General features: G+C 29.8%; 14 protein-coding genes. 13 read left to right on the top strand and 1 reads right to left on the bottom strand.

Translation table 11 applies throughout. The features are described 5' to 3' along the window. The first annotated feature begins 3 nt into the window (after positions 1–3). The 9 genes from ACYSNX_RS05835 to ACYSNX_RS05795 all read left to right on the top strand — a co-directional run bounded on the left by ACYSNX_RS05835 (position 4) and on the right by ACYSNX_RS05795 (position 9390). Positions 4–1125 carry an ATP-grasp domain-containing protein gene (locus ACYSNX_RS05835; RefSeq protein WP_461753746.1) on the top strand — a complete coding sequence of 374 codons (1122 nt, stop codon included), beginning with the start codon at positions 4–6 and terminating at the stop codon, positions 1123–1125. Positions 1126–1135: 10 nt separating this feature from the next. After that, positions 1136–2356 (top strand): EpsG family protein, encoded by a 1221-nt coding sequence (locus tag ACYSNX_RS05830; protein WP_461753745.1) that lies wholly within the window; start codon positions 1136–1138, stop codon positions 2354–2356. Then, positions 2353–3423 (top strand): glycosyltransferase, encoded by a 1071-nt coding sequence (locus ACYSNX_RS05825; protein WP_461753744.1) that lies wholly within the window; start codon positions 2353–2355, stop codon positions 3421–3423. Before ACYSNX_RS05830 ends, ACYSNX_RS05825 begins: the two co-directional genes overlap by 4 nt. A gap of 15 nt (positions 3424–3438) precedes the next feature. Next, the gene (locus ACYSNX_RS05820) at positions 3439–4515 is read left to right on the top strand and encodes a glycosyltransferase (protein WP_461753743.1); all 1077 of its coding nucleotides are present in this window, start codon (positions 3439–3441) and stop codon (positions 4513–4515) included. A gap of 21 nt (positions 4516–4536) precedes the next feature. Further along, complete coding sequence (locus ACYSNX_RS05815) at positions 4537–5673, top strand: glycosyltransferase family 4 protein (protein ID WP_461753742.1); 1137 nt, start codon at positions 4537–4539, stop codon at positions 5671–5673. 38 nt (positions 5674–5711) lie between these two features. Then, positions 5712–6620, top strand: a complete 909-nt coding sequence (locus ACYSNX_RS05810) for an NAD-dependent epimerase/dehydratase family protein (RefSeq protein ID WP_461753741.1) — start codon at positions 5712–5714, stop codon at positions 6618–6620. 42 nt (positions 6621–6662) lie between these two features. Beyond that, a complete protein-coding gene (locus ACYSNX_RS05805) occupies positions 6663–7625 on the top strand; it encodes an MraY family glycosyltransferase (protein ID WP_461753740.1) in 963 nt (320 codons plus the stop codon). Between the two features lie 2 nt (positions 7626–7627). After that, positions 7628–8110, top strand: coding sequence for a PglD-related sugar-binding protein (locus tag ACYSNX_RS05800; RefSeq protein WP_461753739.1), 483 nt, complete (start codon positions 7628–7630; stop codon positions 8108–8110). A gap of 179 nt (positions 8111–8289) precedes the next feature. Then, the gene (locus ACYSNX_RS05795) at positions 8290–9390 is read left to right on the top strand and encodes an acyltransferase family protein (protein WP_461753738.1); all 1101 of its coding nucleotides are present in this window, start codon (positions 8290–8292) and stop codon (positions 9388–9390) included. A 482-nt stretch (positions 9391–9872) separates the two neighbouring features. Here ACYSNX_RS05795 and ACYSNX_RS05790 read toward each other — a convergent pair whose 3' ends face one another. Beyond that, positions 9873–10307 (bottom strand): adenylyltransferase/cytidyltransferase family protein, encoded by a 435-nt coding sequence (locus ACYSNX_RS05790; RefSeq protein ID WP_461753737.1) that lies wholly within the window; start codon positions 10305–10307, stop codon positions 9873–9875. Between the two features lie 424 nt (positions 10308–10731). Between ACYSNX_RS05790 and ACYSNX_RS05785 the strand changes: the two genes are divergently transcribed. The 4 genes from ACYSNX_RS05785 to ACYSNX_RS05770 form a co-directional block, all read left to right on the top strand. Next, on the top strand, positions 10732–11538 hold the full coding sequence (locus ACYSNX_RS05785) for a 6-phosphogluconolactonase (RefSeq protein ID WP_461753736.1): 807 nt from the start codon (positions 10732–10734) through the stop codon (positions 11536–11538). A gap of 911 nt (positions 11539–12449) precedes the next feature. Next, a complete protein-coding gene (locus ACYSNX_RS05780; RefSeq protein WP_461753735.1) occupies positions 12450–13085 on the top strand; it encodes a DUF4377 domain-containing protein in 636 nt (211 codons plus the stop codon). Positions 13086–13411: 326 nt separating this feature from the next. Further along, positions 13412–14431 carry a UDP-glucose 4-epimerase GalE gene (gene galE / locus ACYSNX_RS05775; RefSeq protein ID WP_461753734.1) on the top strand — a complete coding sequence of 340 codons (1020 nt, stop codon included), beginning with the start codon at positions 13412–13414 and terminating at the stop codon, positions 14429–14431. Positions 14432–14890: 459 nt separating this feature from the next. Next, a partial coding sequence (locus tag ACYSNX_RS05770; protein ID WP_461753733.1) for an IS66 family transposase occupies positions 14891–15420 on the top strand: 530 nt, incomplete at its 3' end.

The raw sequence follows: 15420 nt of genomic DNA, 5'->3' as shown, positions 1-15420 counted from the left end.
TTAATGAAAGAATTATTAAGAAAAGTCGTTTTTTCAGTTCCAGTTTTACGTAATTATTATTTAGAAAAACGTATTGCGGGAGGGGAGTTAATTCCTAACGATAAGATTTCTTCCTTTTTAGATGAAGCAGATAAAGTGTTACTTGAAGGTGAGAACATAAAAGAGGAGTGTGTTGTTGGAATTGTAAAGGACGGCTACGAGCCTGAAGGATTTACTTTTAGTAGATATTACTATCAGAAGTATGTGCGATTTTTAAAGAACAATAATATTAAGTATAAATTTTACAATATCTTTTCTAGTAATTGGATAGAAGATGCTAAGGAATTAGATGTTGTGGTATGGCATACAAACTCAGATCCTATTACCCAAGATATTGCATTGAACAAGATCTATATTTTAGAAAAGATTATGGGGAAGAGATGTCTGCCTTCTTTTGATGAAATTTGGTCCTATGAGAACAAAGTAAATGCTCATTATATGTATGAATCGTTAAATTTACCGACGATACCTACATTTGTCAGTCATGATTATTTTGAAACTATGAAGTACATTAGCACATGTAAGTATCCTCTTATATCAAAATCTAGGACTGCTTCTGCTTCTGCTGGTGTGGAGAAAATTAGTAACTACTCCCAAGCTAAAAAACTTGTACAAAAAGCTTTTTCTAGCCGAGGTCTAGAAACTAATTATTTTCATGATAGACAGAAAGATTATGTTTATTTTCAGGAGTTTATCTCTGATGCAACCTATGATCTTCGAATTATTGTTATTGGAAATAAAGCTTTAGGTTATTATCGTTTCCCTAATAAGGGAGATTTCCGTGCATCTGGAGCAGGTAATTATGAGAAAAAGGAAATTCCTACTGAGGCATTAGATTTAGCATTTAAAGTAAAAGAGGCTTTTGGATCTACCTGTCTAGCTACAGATGTTTTGTATAGCCAGAAAGAAGAAAAATATTTCATAATTGAAAGTTCCATTTTTATTGGTGTAGATACCCCTAAACAGTTAGAAATAAATGGAGTTGCAGGGTACTATGAAAAAGGTAATCAAGGTGATTATTCTTTTAAACAAGGTAAAATATGGGTGCAGGAACTTGCCCTTAAAGAGCTTTTAGTTTCACAATAATATAATTAGTATGTATATAAAAGAAAAATCGAAGAAGCCATTCGATATCTTTTCATTGTTTGTATTTCTAGTAGCTCCTTTTTTAGCTGTTCCTAGTATATTAATAGGAATCTATAACCATAAACGTGGATCGAAATTTATTTTCTCTATGTTTATGGGGATACTCTCTTTTTTATTATTGCCCCAACTGTCTTTAGATATTTCAAGATATTACGAGCATTATGAAGAAATCTCATTAATGAGGTTTAGAGATTTTTTAGATTTTTTGAGTATTTCATCGGATTATATTTTTTATAGTATTTTCTATGTTTGTGCCTTCTTCGGCTTGAAGTTTCAATGGGTTTTGTTTTTGTTGACTACTTTAAACTTCTATGTGATTTTTTCTGTTTTTGATACCTTTTTAGACAAAAATCATATTTCTTTGCCTAAACTAAATTACTTCTATTGTTTTATATTTGTTTTTTTAAGTCTTGGTCTTCTATCGTATTTATCTGCTACAAGATTTACTTTAGCTACTAGCTTTTTTATACTTTTCGTGGATTATTTCTATTACCTAGATAAAAAAAAGAAAGGATTATTTTTTCTAGTATTGAGTATTTTGACACATATAGGTATGATTATATTTGTACCTATAATATTCGTACTTTTCTTTTTTCGAAATATCAGTAAAAAAAGCATTATTAAGTTTGTAACTGTTTTTGTTATCGCCCTATTAGTTATTCCTATTTCTGTTTTGTTACTTCCTTTGAAACCAGTTGTACCAGGTTTAGTTGATAAGATTATTGCTTATGTAGAGTTTGAAGGGAAAGATGGTAATTGGGTTTCTGTTATCTCTCATATGTTGACAATTGGTATAAGTTTAATAGTACTCGTTCGTTATTCTAAATTTTTGAGTAAAGGGATTTTTAACAGCTTGGTGATTGCTATTATTGCTGTATCTATTACTTTACCTTTTGGGCATGTTGTGTATGATCGATATATGCTAGTTTTAAAGCCAGTTTTATGCTTAGTATTTATTTACTTATATAATGTAAGATTCAAATTTAATAAAAGAGATAAGATTAATTTCAATATTTTAATTAGGTGTTGCATTGTTGCTTTTATCCTATATACTGTTTTTTCACTTTATTTTTATAGGGAAAATATTAAGCCATATTACAACACGCTAAATTGGTTTATGATTACTATTGTTGACACAACTTATACTTACTTAGATTTTTTACGAGGATGAAAAAAATTTTATTCGTTTTACCAAGTTTTCGTACTGGTGGAGTAGAGAGGGTTACACTAAACATTATTAACTCCTTAAATTTTTATGAGTTAGATGTTCATTTACTTATAATTGAAAAAGGTAGTAACTATTTATTACCTGATTTGAACTCTAAAGTAACTGTAACAGAACTTGGCTTTAATAGTTTACGCGAATCTACATTTTCTATTAAGCGTTATATTGATAGTGTAAGGCCTGATTACGTATTTACCTCTTTTAATCATTTAAGCGTGTTTTTCGGTATGCTTAAATTTATTTTTAATTATAAATTTAAAAGTATAATTAGGTTGAATTCTTTGCCTTCAAATAAATTAAAATCTAATTGGAGGGATTCTATTTATAATTTGTTTTTTAGAAAAATTGTTGAGAAAGCATATATAGTTATCTCTCAAAGTAGTGAAATGACAAGGGAAATTTGTGAGTATTACAACATTGAGAGTAAAGATGTATTAACTATTCGAAATCCTGTTGATGAAGAATCTATCTTAAAGAAGTCTAAAGAACATATTGAGGACATTTTTGATAAGGATTATTATAATCTATTATCAATCGGAAGTTTGTCATCAGTAAAAGGATTTGATTTACTTATTGAGGCAGTTAAGAATTTAGAGAAGAAAGGAATTAATAATTATAGACTCTATATAATTGGAAGTAATCGAGAGACAAATGAGGATTACTATACATTGTTAGTGAATTTGATTAATAGTTATAAAATAATGGATAGAGTTTTTCTACTAGGTTATAAAAAAAATCCTTATCCATACTTAGCTAAATGTGATGCCTTTGTTTTGTCTTCACGCAAAGAAGGTTTTCCTAATGTAGTATTAGAAGCTCTAGTCTTAAAAAAACCTTGCTTGGTTACCAATTGTGTAGATTTAAAGGATGTTGTTGATCATAATAAAGGAATCATTGTAAATAAAGACTCTGTTCTAGCTTTAGAAGAAGGAATATTAAATATTCCTTCCGTAAGTGGTGGCCATAGTAGTTTTCAGAATTTTGATTTCAATTCTTTATTTAATCAGGCATAAAATTTTAAAATTTTTATGAGAGTTTTACAAGTTATAAATAGTTTACATTTCGGAGGAGCTGAGAAATTGGTTACAGATATTGTTCCTATCATGTCTAGTAAAAATGTAAAAGTGGATGTGGCTGTTTTAAATAACGAGAGTACTTCTTTTTACCAAGATTTACTTAATTCTAATAGTTGCAATGTTTTTGGATTGGGCGAAAAATATTATTCTATATCTTATTTTTTTAAGCTTTATAAACTTGCTAAGAACTATGACGTTATACATGTTCATTTATTTCCTAGCCAATATTATTTAGCATTTTTGAAACTTTTTTCAATGATAAATGTTAAACTAGTTTTCACAGAACATAGTACATCAAATCGTCGTTTACAGAATAAATATTTCCGCTATTTTGAAAAAATTATATATAAGCAATATAGTAGTGTGATTTGCATCACAGAGCAAGTTAAGGATGCTCTAAGAATTAGTAAGGTTATTGATATGGAGAATCTTGCAATTGTAGATAATGGTGTGAATGTTATGAAGATAAGCGAGAAAATTGCTTATTCTAGAAGTGAATATGGGTATGGGAAAGATGATGTGCTTCTTGTGATGGTGGCTGGGTTTAGGCGAGAGAAAGATCAAGATACAGTAGTAAGAGCACTGTCCCTTTTAGATGATAAATACAAATTAATATTTATAGGCGAAGGTGAAAGACTTTCAATTGTAGAAAACTTAGTATGTAGTTTGTCAATGGAAAAGAGGGTTTCTTTTCTGGGAGGTAGAAGTGATATTTATAATATTCTTAAAATGTGTAATATTGCTGTATTAAGCTCCCATTGGGAAGGGTTTGGTTTAGCTGCAGTCGAGGCTATGGCTTGTGGTATTCCACTAATCGCTTCTAATGTTGAAGGTTTAAGTCAAGTAGTTGGTAACAATGGTTTGTTGTTTGAAAAAGGAAACGAAGTTGACCTAGTTGCACAAATTAAGTCATTGCAAAATTTAGAATTATATAATCAGAAGGTTTATCACGGTTTACAAAGAGCTAAAGATTTCGATATTTCCATTATGGTCGATAAAACAATTGGAATCTACGAAAGCAGTTTATAAACTTAGTAATATATTAAATGTATGAAAATCCTACACGTAGTTAGTGTTTCTTTTGCTTTACCTTATTTTATAGGAGATCAAATTAATTATTTGAAAGAAAACGGTGTCAATCCAACAATTGCTTGCTCTCCTTCTGAAGATTTATTGAACTTTGGATCTAAGTATTCTATTCCGATTTTCGAGGTAAATATTTCAAGAAGAATAGATCCAATTACGGATTTAAAAAGCGTCTATAAACTAGTTCAGTTTATTCGTGAAGAGAAGTTTGACTTTGTAATTGGACATACTCCTAAAGGTGCTTTATTAGCTATGTTAGCTAGTAAGCTAGTAGGTACTAAAAATAGAATTTATTTCAGACATGGTTTAGTATTTGAAACCTCGAGAGGATTTAAATTGTATTTACTACGCTTTCTTGAAAAACTAACCAGCATGTGTGCTAGTCAAATTGTTTGTGTTAGTCAATCTGTTTATGATTATAGCGTTGAAAATGGCTTTGGGTCCGCCTTAAAAAATATAGTCCTAAATAAAGGTACATGCAATGGTGTAGATACCATTAAATATAGCAAATCTAACTCCGAAGATAAAGTAAAATTATTAAGGAAAGTAGGTATTCCTGAAAATAATATAGTTATAGGCTATGTTGGCAGGTTGTCAAAAGATAAAGGAATACGTGAATTGGTTGAAGCATGGAAAGAGTTATTAAAAAAATATTCTAATATAAGCTTACTATTAGTAGGCCCTCTCGATGAGCGAGATGGTTTAGATAATTCTGTATTAGAATTTATGGAGGGTGAGAGTTCAATAATTCTTACTGGTAATCAGAAAGATACTAAGTTATATTATAACTTGATGGATATATTTGTATTACCCTCATATAGAGAAGGATTTCCTACAGTTGTTCTTGAAGCTTCGTCTATGGAATTACCAATTATCACAACAAGGTCTACTGGATGTAAAGATTCAATTATAGAAGGAGTAACTGGTGTTTTTTCAAATATATCAGAAAAAGATTTATCTGATAAGATTAGTTATTATATAGATAATCCTGGCAAACGTAAAGAACATGGTAAAAATGGAAGAGAGTGGATCTTAGAAAATTTTAAGCAAGAATTAGTCTGGGAAGTTATTTTAAAGGATATTCTTCTAAAGAAGAATTAATTCCATTTACTTTCACAATTAAATAATATATATTTAAAATGAACAATAATATTTTAATTTATGGAAATACTGGTTTCATAGGTTCTAATTTGAAAAATCATCTTGATGAAAATTTTACAGTTCAAGGTTCTTCACTTCGTAGTTTAGATAATCTAAGCTATATTCATGAAAATGACATTATTATTAATTTGGTTGGAAAAGCTCATGATCACGGTGGTGTAGCTTCTGAAAGTGAGTTTAATTTTGTTAACCTTGAGATAGTACAGCTTATATATAAAGATTTTATAGAGTCTAATGCTAAAGTACTTATTCATATTAGTTCTATTGCTGCTGTGGAGGAAAACAACAGCATTGAGGTCTTAACAGAAGAGAGTTTATGTAGACCCGAATCTTTGTATGGTAGTTCAAAAAGAGCTGCTGAAGAGTTCTTATTATCCCAAGATTTACCCAAAGATAAAAAGGTTATTATTTTAAGACCCACTATGGTGCATGGCCAAGGCGATAAAGGAAATCTAACATTGTTATATAAAATAATAAGCAAAGGAGTTCCTTATCCACTTGCTGCTTTTGATAATAAGCGTTCTTTCTTATCTATTGATAACTTCAGTTTTTTTATTGAAGAGATTATAAAAAATATTGACATTATCGATTCTGGAATATATCATATTTGTGATGATGAACCGGTATCTACATCCGAAATAGTTTCTATAATTAGTAAAGTAAGTGGAAGAAAGGTTAGAAGTTTACCTTTACCCAAGTCGTTAATTATATTTTTCGCAAAAATAGGAGATTACCTACCAATTCCATTAAATAGTAAGCGGTTAGGTAAGATGACAAATGATTTGTTAGTTAGCAATTGTAAAATCAAGAAGGTTCTAGATATTAGGAAACTACCTATAGATGCTGTCGGTGGACTAGAATCGACTATAAGAAGTTTTAAAAAATAAATTTTCTTTTGTGAGAAATTCACAAAATAATTCAAATTAAAAATGGAATATATCTTAATTTTTGCTGTTTTAATGGTTATTGAATTGCTTTATTTTAAAGTAGCAGATACATATAATATTATTGACAAGCCAAACGAGCGTAGTTCACATACACAAATAACATTAAGAGGTGGTGGGGTGATATTTTATTTTGCCGTTTTACTCTATTTTATATATTCAGGATTTTCTTATCCTTTTTTTATGCTCGGACTAACTGCTATTACTTTGATTAGCTTTTTAGATGATATTTACTCGTTGTCTAATAAAACTAGATTATGCGTACATTTAGTATCAGTTTTACTTATGTTTTATCAATGGGACTTATTTTCAATGAACTGGATATGGATTCTTCCTGTTTTGATAGGTGTTATAGGTATCATTAATGTGTATAATTTCATGGATGGAATCAATGGTATTACAGGCTGGTATAGTTTAGTTGTCTTAGGCTTATTAGCTTTTGTTAACACGGATATAGGATTTGTTGATTCTAATTTAATATATTATACGATGGTAGGAGCGTTAGTTTTTAGCTACTTTAATTTTAGAAATAAAGCCAAAGCATTTGCTGGAGATGTTGGAAGTGTTTGTATGGCTTTTATCGTTATATTTCTCTTAGGGCAGCTTATAATATCTACTGGTAATTTTATCTATATTCTATTTTTAGCAGTTTATGGTATAGATGCAGTTTGGACTATTTTTCAACGAGCTGTAAAGAAAGAAAATATATTCAAAGCCCATAGATCTCATCTTTATCAGTATTTGAGTAACGAAGCCAAAGTAAACAAGCTTTACGTAGCTTTTACTTATGGTCTATTGCAGCTTATAATAGGTTGTGGAGTAATCTTTATCTCAACAAAAACTATTATGATACAAATATTTTTTTCTTTGACCTTAATAATTGGCTTGAGCGTTATCTATTTACTAATCAAGAATCGTATTATTAGAAGATTTTTAAAAAATATTTAAGTATGAAGAAAGTACTTGTATACGGTAATGGTGGGCATGGTAAAGTAGTTGCTGATGCTATAAGGCAAAATAAGCAAGAGTGTTTAATCGAATTTATTGATGATGCTACTAATCCTTACGATTCACAATATGAGCCAAATGCATCGCTAGTGATTGCAGTTGGAAACAATGAAGTAAGAAAGCAAATCGCAACTAAGATTAAACATAAATTTGATATTGTAATCCATCCCAAAGCTTATGTTTCTGAACTTGCTGAAATAGGTGAAGGGACAGTTATCTTAGCAAACGCGGTTGTACAAGCTGGAGCCAAAATAGGTAAACATTGTATTATAAATGCCAATGTGACTATAGATCATGATGCTATTGTTGGAGATTACGTTTGTACTTATCCGGGTTCTTATGTAGCTGGTTTTGCTATTGTGAAGCAATGCAGTATTTTAAATCCCGGAAAAGTAGTTTGGAAAGGAGAGGTTTTTGGAAATTAGACTTCTTTAGTCATCCATAGTATTTGGTATATTAAAGTGCTACTTAATATAGCAGAGACAACATTTACGATTAATTAATAAAAGTGTGTTTTTTGTCAGTAGCAAGATTAAATCCTTGAAGCTGACTTATATTTAGGAATATATTAAATAGATATTCTTATTTTTAATTTTAAAATATTATGATTTATTTAAAAGGATTAAATGGTATACGTGCAATTGCTGCGTTAGCTGTACTATTTTCTCATTGTAATTTAGCTCTAAACAATTTTAATATAAAGAAATATTCTTTATTTGGCTTTGATGATAATGGTAATCACTTAGCTTATAAGTTAGGTGAATATGGAGTAACAATGTTTTTCGTTTTATCAGGATTTTTAATAACATTTTTGATAAAGAAAGAAATTGCAAAAACTCAAACTATTGATGTTAAATCTTTCTATATAAGACGAATCTTGCGAATTTGGCCTTTGTATTATTTATATATAATACTAGTATTTGTTACATTTTATTTTTTTAATGAGAATTTCCCTCCTTTTTCTACTTTAGCTTTTTATTTACTTTTTTTTGCTAATATACCCTACATTGGAGGATTTCCAATCCCTTTATTAGGTCACTTTTGGTCAATTGGTGTTGAAGAACAATTCTATTTGTTTTGGCCTTGGTTAGCCAAGATAAAAAAAATGTTTAAGATTGTTGTTTACTTAGTAATTGGTCAGTTTATATTAAGAGTTCTTTTATGGTATTTTGTACCATTTAGTTTCCCAGCTTATTTAAGTTCTATAAATAAATTTGATAGTATGATGATAGGCGGTTTAGTAGCAATATTATTATTTAATAAGAATAGGATAATAGATTTTCTATCAAATAAATACGTGCAAATAGGAGCATGGCTTATACTATTATCTGCGGTTTTAAATGTTTTCAGCTTCTATAATCATGTTTTTGAGGGAATGATTATTACGTTAGTTACTTCAGTTATTATTATAGGTCAGGTAAATGGAAATTATAAGTTTTTTGATTTAGAAAAGCCGTGGTTAGATTTTTTAGGAATTCTAAGTTTTGGTATTTATGTTTATCATCCATTAATTATTTTTTTATTACAGAAAAGTAAGGTTTTATTAATTATAGAGTCAGAGTTAATGAGGTTTGTTTCTGTATTTGTTGTTGTCACTCTTTTGTCTATTTTGGTATCCCATTTAAGCTATAAGTATATAGAGAGTAGTTTTTTAAAGCTTAAAGATAAGTTTCAGATAGTTAGATCTACAAATAAACCATCATAAAGATTGAATATTTAATAATATTGTAGAATTTTAATGTGATAATAAAATCAACAAAGTTCAATTTCTGAAAAATGAATAGAGTTTTGTTGATTTTACTAAAACATATTAAATTTAATTAGTTTAGAATGTACTGTTAGTACACTAAGTATGGTATAACGAAAAAACAGTAGAAAGGAGGATTTTTATACTGCAAGAACTTATTTCTCCAAAGCCTACTATAGAATAACAAACTTAAGTCTAAGTATCTGAATTGTTTCGTGCAAAGAAAAAAGTAGGTAGTACAAAAGGGGAACAGATTTAACTAAAATAATGGTATATATTCCGCCAAAAGAACTGCGTATTTTTGGACTGTACCTCAAAACTTAGAGAAACTTTTAAATACTTTTTGCCCGATTTTTTGTGGAAATCAGTCCTTGTAATTTTATGTGATTTCTTTTATTGTCGTAAGGCTTTATAAAGCTATGTATCAAAAATTTTACTATCTATTTTAAATTTACTACTTTACTATTCTCTTTTTCAGCTACTTCTTTTCTTAGGGAACTACTAGAGAATCTATGATCTCTTGTGTTGTAATAAAGGAATATTCCCTTTTCCTCACAGTAATTTCTACCAGTGAAATTCTTATGTGCATATTCGTCTCCCAGTATTCTTACATCTATCTTGAATGACCTAAGTATGTCCTCTAAATCTTGTTCTGTAGCATAAGGTACGATTTCATCAACGAATCTACATCCTTTTAGTTGTATGTAGCGTTCGACCACACTTTGAGTAGGTTTGTTTTTTTCAGGTCTATCTAAAGTAGGGTCTGTTTGTAATCCAACGATTAAATAATCACATTGGCGTTTTGCTTCTTCAAGCATTTTTATATGGCCAGCATGTAATAAATCAAATGCACTAAATGTTATTCCTATTTTCATATTTTTTTATTCGTTTTATACTAGCAAGTTTTGGTATAAACAACTGTAAAAATAGCAATTTTTCTACATAAGCAATAATAAAACTTTTGAATGGGCTTATTTTAGAGTCATATAATATACGGTGCTACCCTAGACATTAACAAATAGTATCTTTAAACTTTAGTATATTCTTATTATGGCATATTTTTTGCCTTTTAAAAAGTGCACTTTTACAAGATTTATGGTGTTATGTGCGAATATTTATGTACTTTTGAAGTTCACATATTTGCTATGATATTGTTGAATAAAAGTTACTTCTTACTAACACCTTGTAAACGAATAAATAATATTCGGTGGCAGTAGCTTTTAAGTTTAATCAGCTATGTGCCGCAGTATAGAGATTTACTGTGTATAAGAATTAATTGTTTCACACTATTTAATGTAGATGAAAAATATTTATAATCCATCCAGAGCTTTAAATGAAGAGGCTATTAAAGTCTATTCAGATGATTTAACAGCTTCTATTTATGTAGCGGGTAGAATTGCTACTATTATTGAAAACAAACAGCAACTAGGAGAAGCTGCTGTTTTAGGTTTAGCCACAGGAGCTACCCCAAAAGGAGTTTACCAAGAATTAATACGCTTACATAAAAATGAAGGACTAAGTTTTAAAAACGTAGTTACTTTTAATTTAGATGAATATTATCCTATGCAACCTGTAGAGGAGTTAAGCTATGTCAACTTTATGAAGAATAATTTATTCAATCATATTGATATAGATAAAAATAATATTCATATCCCTGATGGTACTTTAAGCTATGAGGCTATTAAGGACTATTGCTTAATTTACGATAAGAAAATAGCTGACTTTGGTGGATTAGACATGCAGTTATTAGGAATTGGTAGAACTGGACATATTGGTTTTAACGAACCAGGTTCTTTAGTAGATTCCCCAACGCGTTTAGTTACTCTAAATGATTTAACACGTAGTGACGCGATCAATGACTTTAATGGTTTAGATAACGTACCTACCCACGCTATTACTATGGGGATTAAAACTATCACAGAGGCAAAAGAAATTATTCTATTAGCTCTTAGTGCTAGAAAAGCAGAAATTATGCAAAAGACTTTAGAAGGTAATATTTCCTCTGAGGTTCCAGCCACTTACCTTAAGGGATTTGGTCATGTAGAGTTTGTACTAGATCAAGGTGCTGCAGAATTGCTTCAAAACGTACCTGTAAATTGTATATAAGGATATAGTATATCCATAAAAATAAATTTTAAAAAGCTGTTTTACTTTAAAGTTGAAATAGCTTTTTTTGTTTAATTATCTGAATAATTAAGTTCTAGGTATTTTATATTAATTTATAATTTCATGTAGCTTCCTTATTTTAGGATTATCTAGTGAACTTAGAGTACATAGGTTGTCTGATTTATTGTATATTACTTTATTATCATTGTTAATTTTCCTTTTTTTAGAACTAGTTCTAAGTTAGATAACTAACTAGATTCCCTTTTTCTTTAGTTACTGTACTAATAATTTTATCTTTAGTAGAATGATTATTACTTTTTAAGAGTACGAATGTATGACACAATAGCAATACTTCTTTCATGGTCTACCATTGGCAGTACAAACCTAATAGTGGGGACTGTAAAATTGCATCTGTCATAAAGGTTATTTTATTTATGAAGACCTGCTTTTAGAAAATATTTATTACTTTCAATGTATGTTAATGATTGCGAAAACCTAATAGTGGGGACTGTCAAATATCGCAAGTCATATAATTTATTTCAATACTTTACAAAATCAACATATTGGAAATGATTTCACATACTATGATTAATAAGGTTATTCATATGAAATTATTTACCCTATTTTGGATGTAACTACAGTTTTGAAATTTGCTTCTAAAATACTGCTGAAGTTTTAGGTTTTAGTAAAGAAAGTTGTGACAGCATGCTTTTTCTTTGTAAAATGCAACACGTAGTTTAAATTCTATATTTTGTTATAAGCGTATCAGTGAAAAAAGGTTGAATATTTTTATAACTGTTTATTAATTTTTTATTAAGTGGAAATTGGTAATACTTTCAAATTGCTGTAGATTGCGCCCGTCTTACGTAGTAAGGCATTTTAACTATTAATTACCTTAACCTAAACACCAAATGAAAAGAATTGCCCTAGTATTATGTTTAATGATGATCAGTCTTGTAAGTGTAAGCTGCTCTTTAGATGATAATAACGAGAGTGGTAGAAGGAAAGAACCTGTTGAGATTAATATTCTACCAGAAACAGCTTACGCTAAATCCTCACTAATTGATAACCTTTATGTAGAAGGAATATTATTTACAGAAGGTAAAGAGGATGACATTTCATTACTAATAGCTGATAATGACTTTTATCATGACATAGAATATGAAAAAGGATATCAGTACAAAGTAGGTACTTATAAAACGACTTTCAATCACCAAGGCGAACTCTCTACTCAATTTGAGTTTGTAGCTTTGCTTTCAAAAAAAGAAGCAGTTGTAACCCCAAGTGAGGAAGAACTACTATTAACTGTTTCGCCTTACTTAGTTAAAGTACAAAATATCCTAAGTTCTGACTTACAATTAGCTATGTTAGTACAAGAACAAGGGGAAGAAGAAGAGGAATCAGATTCTTTTCCAATAATGAAAATTGAAGGATTTGACTATGAGGAAGACTTTACTTATGAGTTAAAAGTTAAAAAAAGTATCAAAGGGAATTCTTATGCGGTAACTTATTCGTTATTAGATGTTATTTCTAAAGAAGAGAAGTAATTAGCACCCTATTGATTTGAATTTTTAGTACTTTTATTGAGAAGTACGTATATATTAACTTCTAGATTAATTTCTACTGAAGTAAAAGCTTCAGACTGGTGAAGAATAATATTGTTTTAAAGACCTACAATTGTAGGTCTTTTTTATTTTTGTTTAAAAGTATTTAGTATAATAGATAGTTTTTCTTTTCAGATTTAATGGTTATATAATCGTAATTTTATTTATTAGAGTAAAATAGGGTATTGCTAGTTTTTACAATTATCTTTGCCTTTGAATAATAGACAGAAGAATATACTATCGCTATTTAGGCGCTTTTTTATAACACTATGAAAAGAGTTTTAGTAACAGGAGGGTTAGGGTTTATTGGCTCGCACTCGGTTGTAGAATTGCAACAACAAGGATATGAGGTAATCATTGCAGATGATTTATCTAATGCTTCTTTAGAAGTATTAGATGGTATAACTAGGATTACTAGTAAAACACCTTTATTTGAAAAGGTAGACTTAAGGGACAAAGGACAAGTAGCTACTTTATTTGAGAAACACCCTAATATTGATGGGGTAATTCACTTTGCGGCCTCTAAGGCAGTTGGAGAAAGTATGCAGAAGCCTTTAATGTATTATGAGAACAATTTATTTACTCTAATTAATGTATTGGAGCAAATGGGGGAGCGAAATATTGATAAATTAATTTTCAGTTCTTCTTGTACTGTATACGGTTATGCGGAGCAAATTCCAATTAATGAAAACGAGAGTATTAAGTCAGCTTTATCTCCTTATGGCAATACTAAACAAATAGGAGAAGAGATCATTCAAGATGTAGCTAGAGTATCTAACTTACAATCGATCTTACTTCGTTACTTTAATCCAATTGGCGCTCATGATTCTATTGAGATCGGAGAGTCTCCATTAGGTGTACCTTATAACCTAATTCCTTATATTACTCAAACAGCTTCTGGTAAAAGAGAGTTTTTATCCATTTATGGAGATGACTACAATACCCCAGATGGTACTTGTGTGAGAGACTATATTCACGTAGTGGATTTAGCAAAAGCCCATGTACTAGCTCTATCTAGATTATTTGAAAATCGCAACCAGCAAAATGTAGAGAGTATAAACGTTGGTAATGGAAGAGGATACTCTGTTTTAGAATTAGTAAAATCTTTTGAAAAGGCAAACGGTATTACTCTACCTTATAAATTTATGCCAAGAAGACCTGGTGATGTAGATGAAGCTTGGGCAGATAATACTAAAGCTAGAGAATTACTTGGGTGGCAACCTACCTATGAATTAGACCAAATGCTAAAAAGCGCTTGGGAGTGGGAAGTAAAATCTACTAAGAAGTAATAAGTTTTTTAGTAGTTTCCTTTTGTTTGAAAGTAGATTACTATTTAGTCCAAATGATTTATATCTATAATACTCCTCTAGAAGTAAAATTTTAAAACTTTTAGGGGAGTTTTTTTTTATACGTTACTAGTCCTCTTTTTAAGTAAATTTTCAGTCATATAATTTCAATAAGCCTTGAAATCTGTTGCTAATGTTTTGATATAGTGAATGTACTTTTCTTATACAAGTCTCACTTTTTGATGTCATCTTTATAAGGAAATTGCTCTGATTTATATTGCCATTTCGGGAATAATCGTGGGTAAATTAGATATTTCAGTCTAAGGTTTGATTTTCACTAGTTAAAATTATTCTCTTACAAAGAATTGTATTATTATCAATAATATGTATCCATCCGATCTAGTACATCTTGTAGAATAATTATTTTATCTCTCTAGTAGTACTAGATCGGATGGATACCTTTTGGCGCTTATAAAAGAGCAGTCAAAGACTATTTCCATACAACAAAAATCTATCTCTAAACAAGAGAAAGTATTCTTGAAGCAAGAAAAGCTTATTGCTAAACAAGAGAAGTCTAGTGTTAAAATCGAAGGAGAGCTTGAAAAGCAAAAGGAGAAAATCGCAGAGTTAGAATACTTAGTAGAACTTCTTAAACGTATGAAGTTTGGTCAAAGTAGAGAACGTTTTGAAGATCCCAATCAAACCAAGTTACCTTTAGAGGTTCAAGCTGAAGTTCTTCAAGAACAAGAAGAAATCATCAAGCAAGAGATTACTTACTCTAGAGCTAAGAAAAAACACCCAGGAAGAGCTAGTCTTCCTAGTCACTTACCTGTAGAAGAAATAGAAATATACCCAGAGGGAGATCTATCCGATAAGCTATGTATAGGTACAGAAACTACAGATGTATTAGACTACGTACCTGGCTATTTTAAGATTAAGCGATATATTCGATATAAATACGCCACTAAAGACAAAGATAACACACAAATCAG

The sequence above is a fragment of the Myroides sp. LJL115 genome, from assembly GCF_054871665.1.
This window is presented reverse-complemented; position numbering and strand designations above follow the sequence as displayed.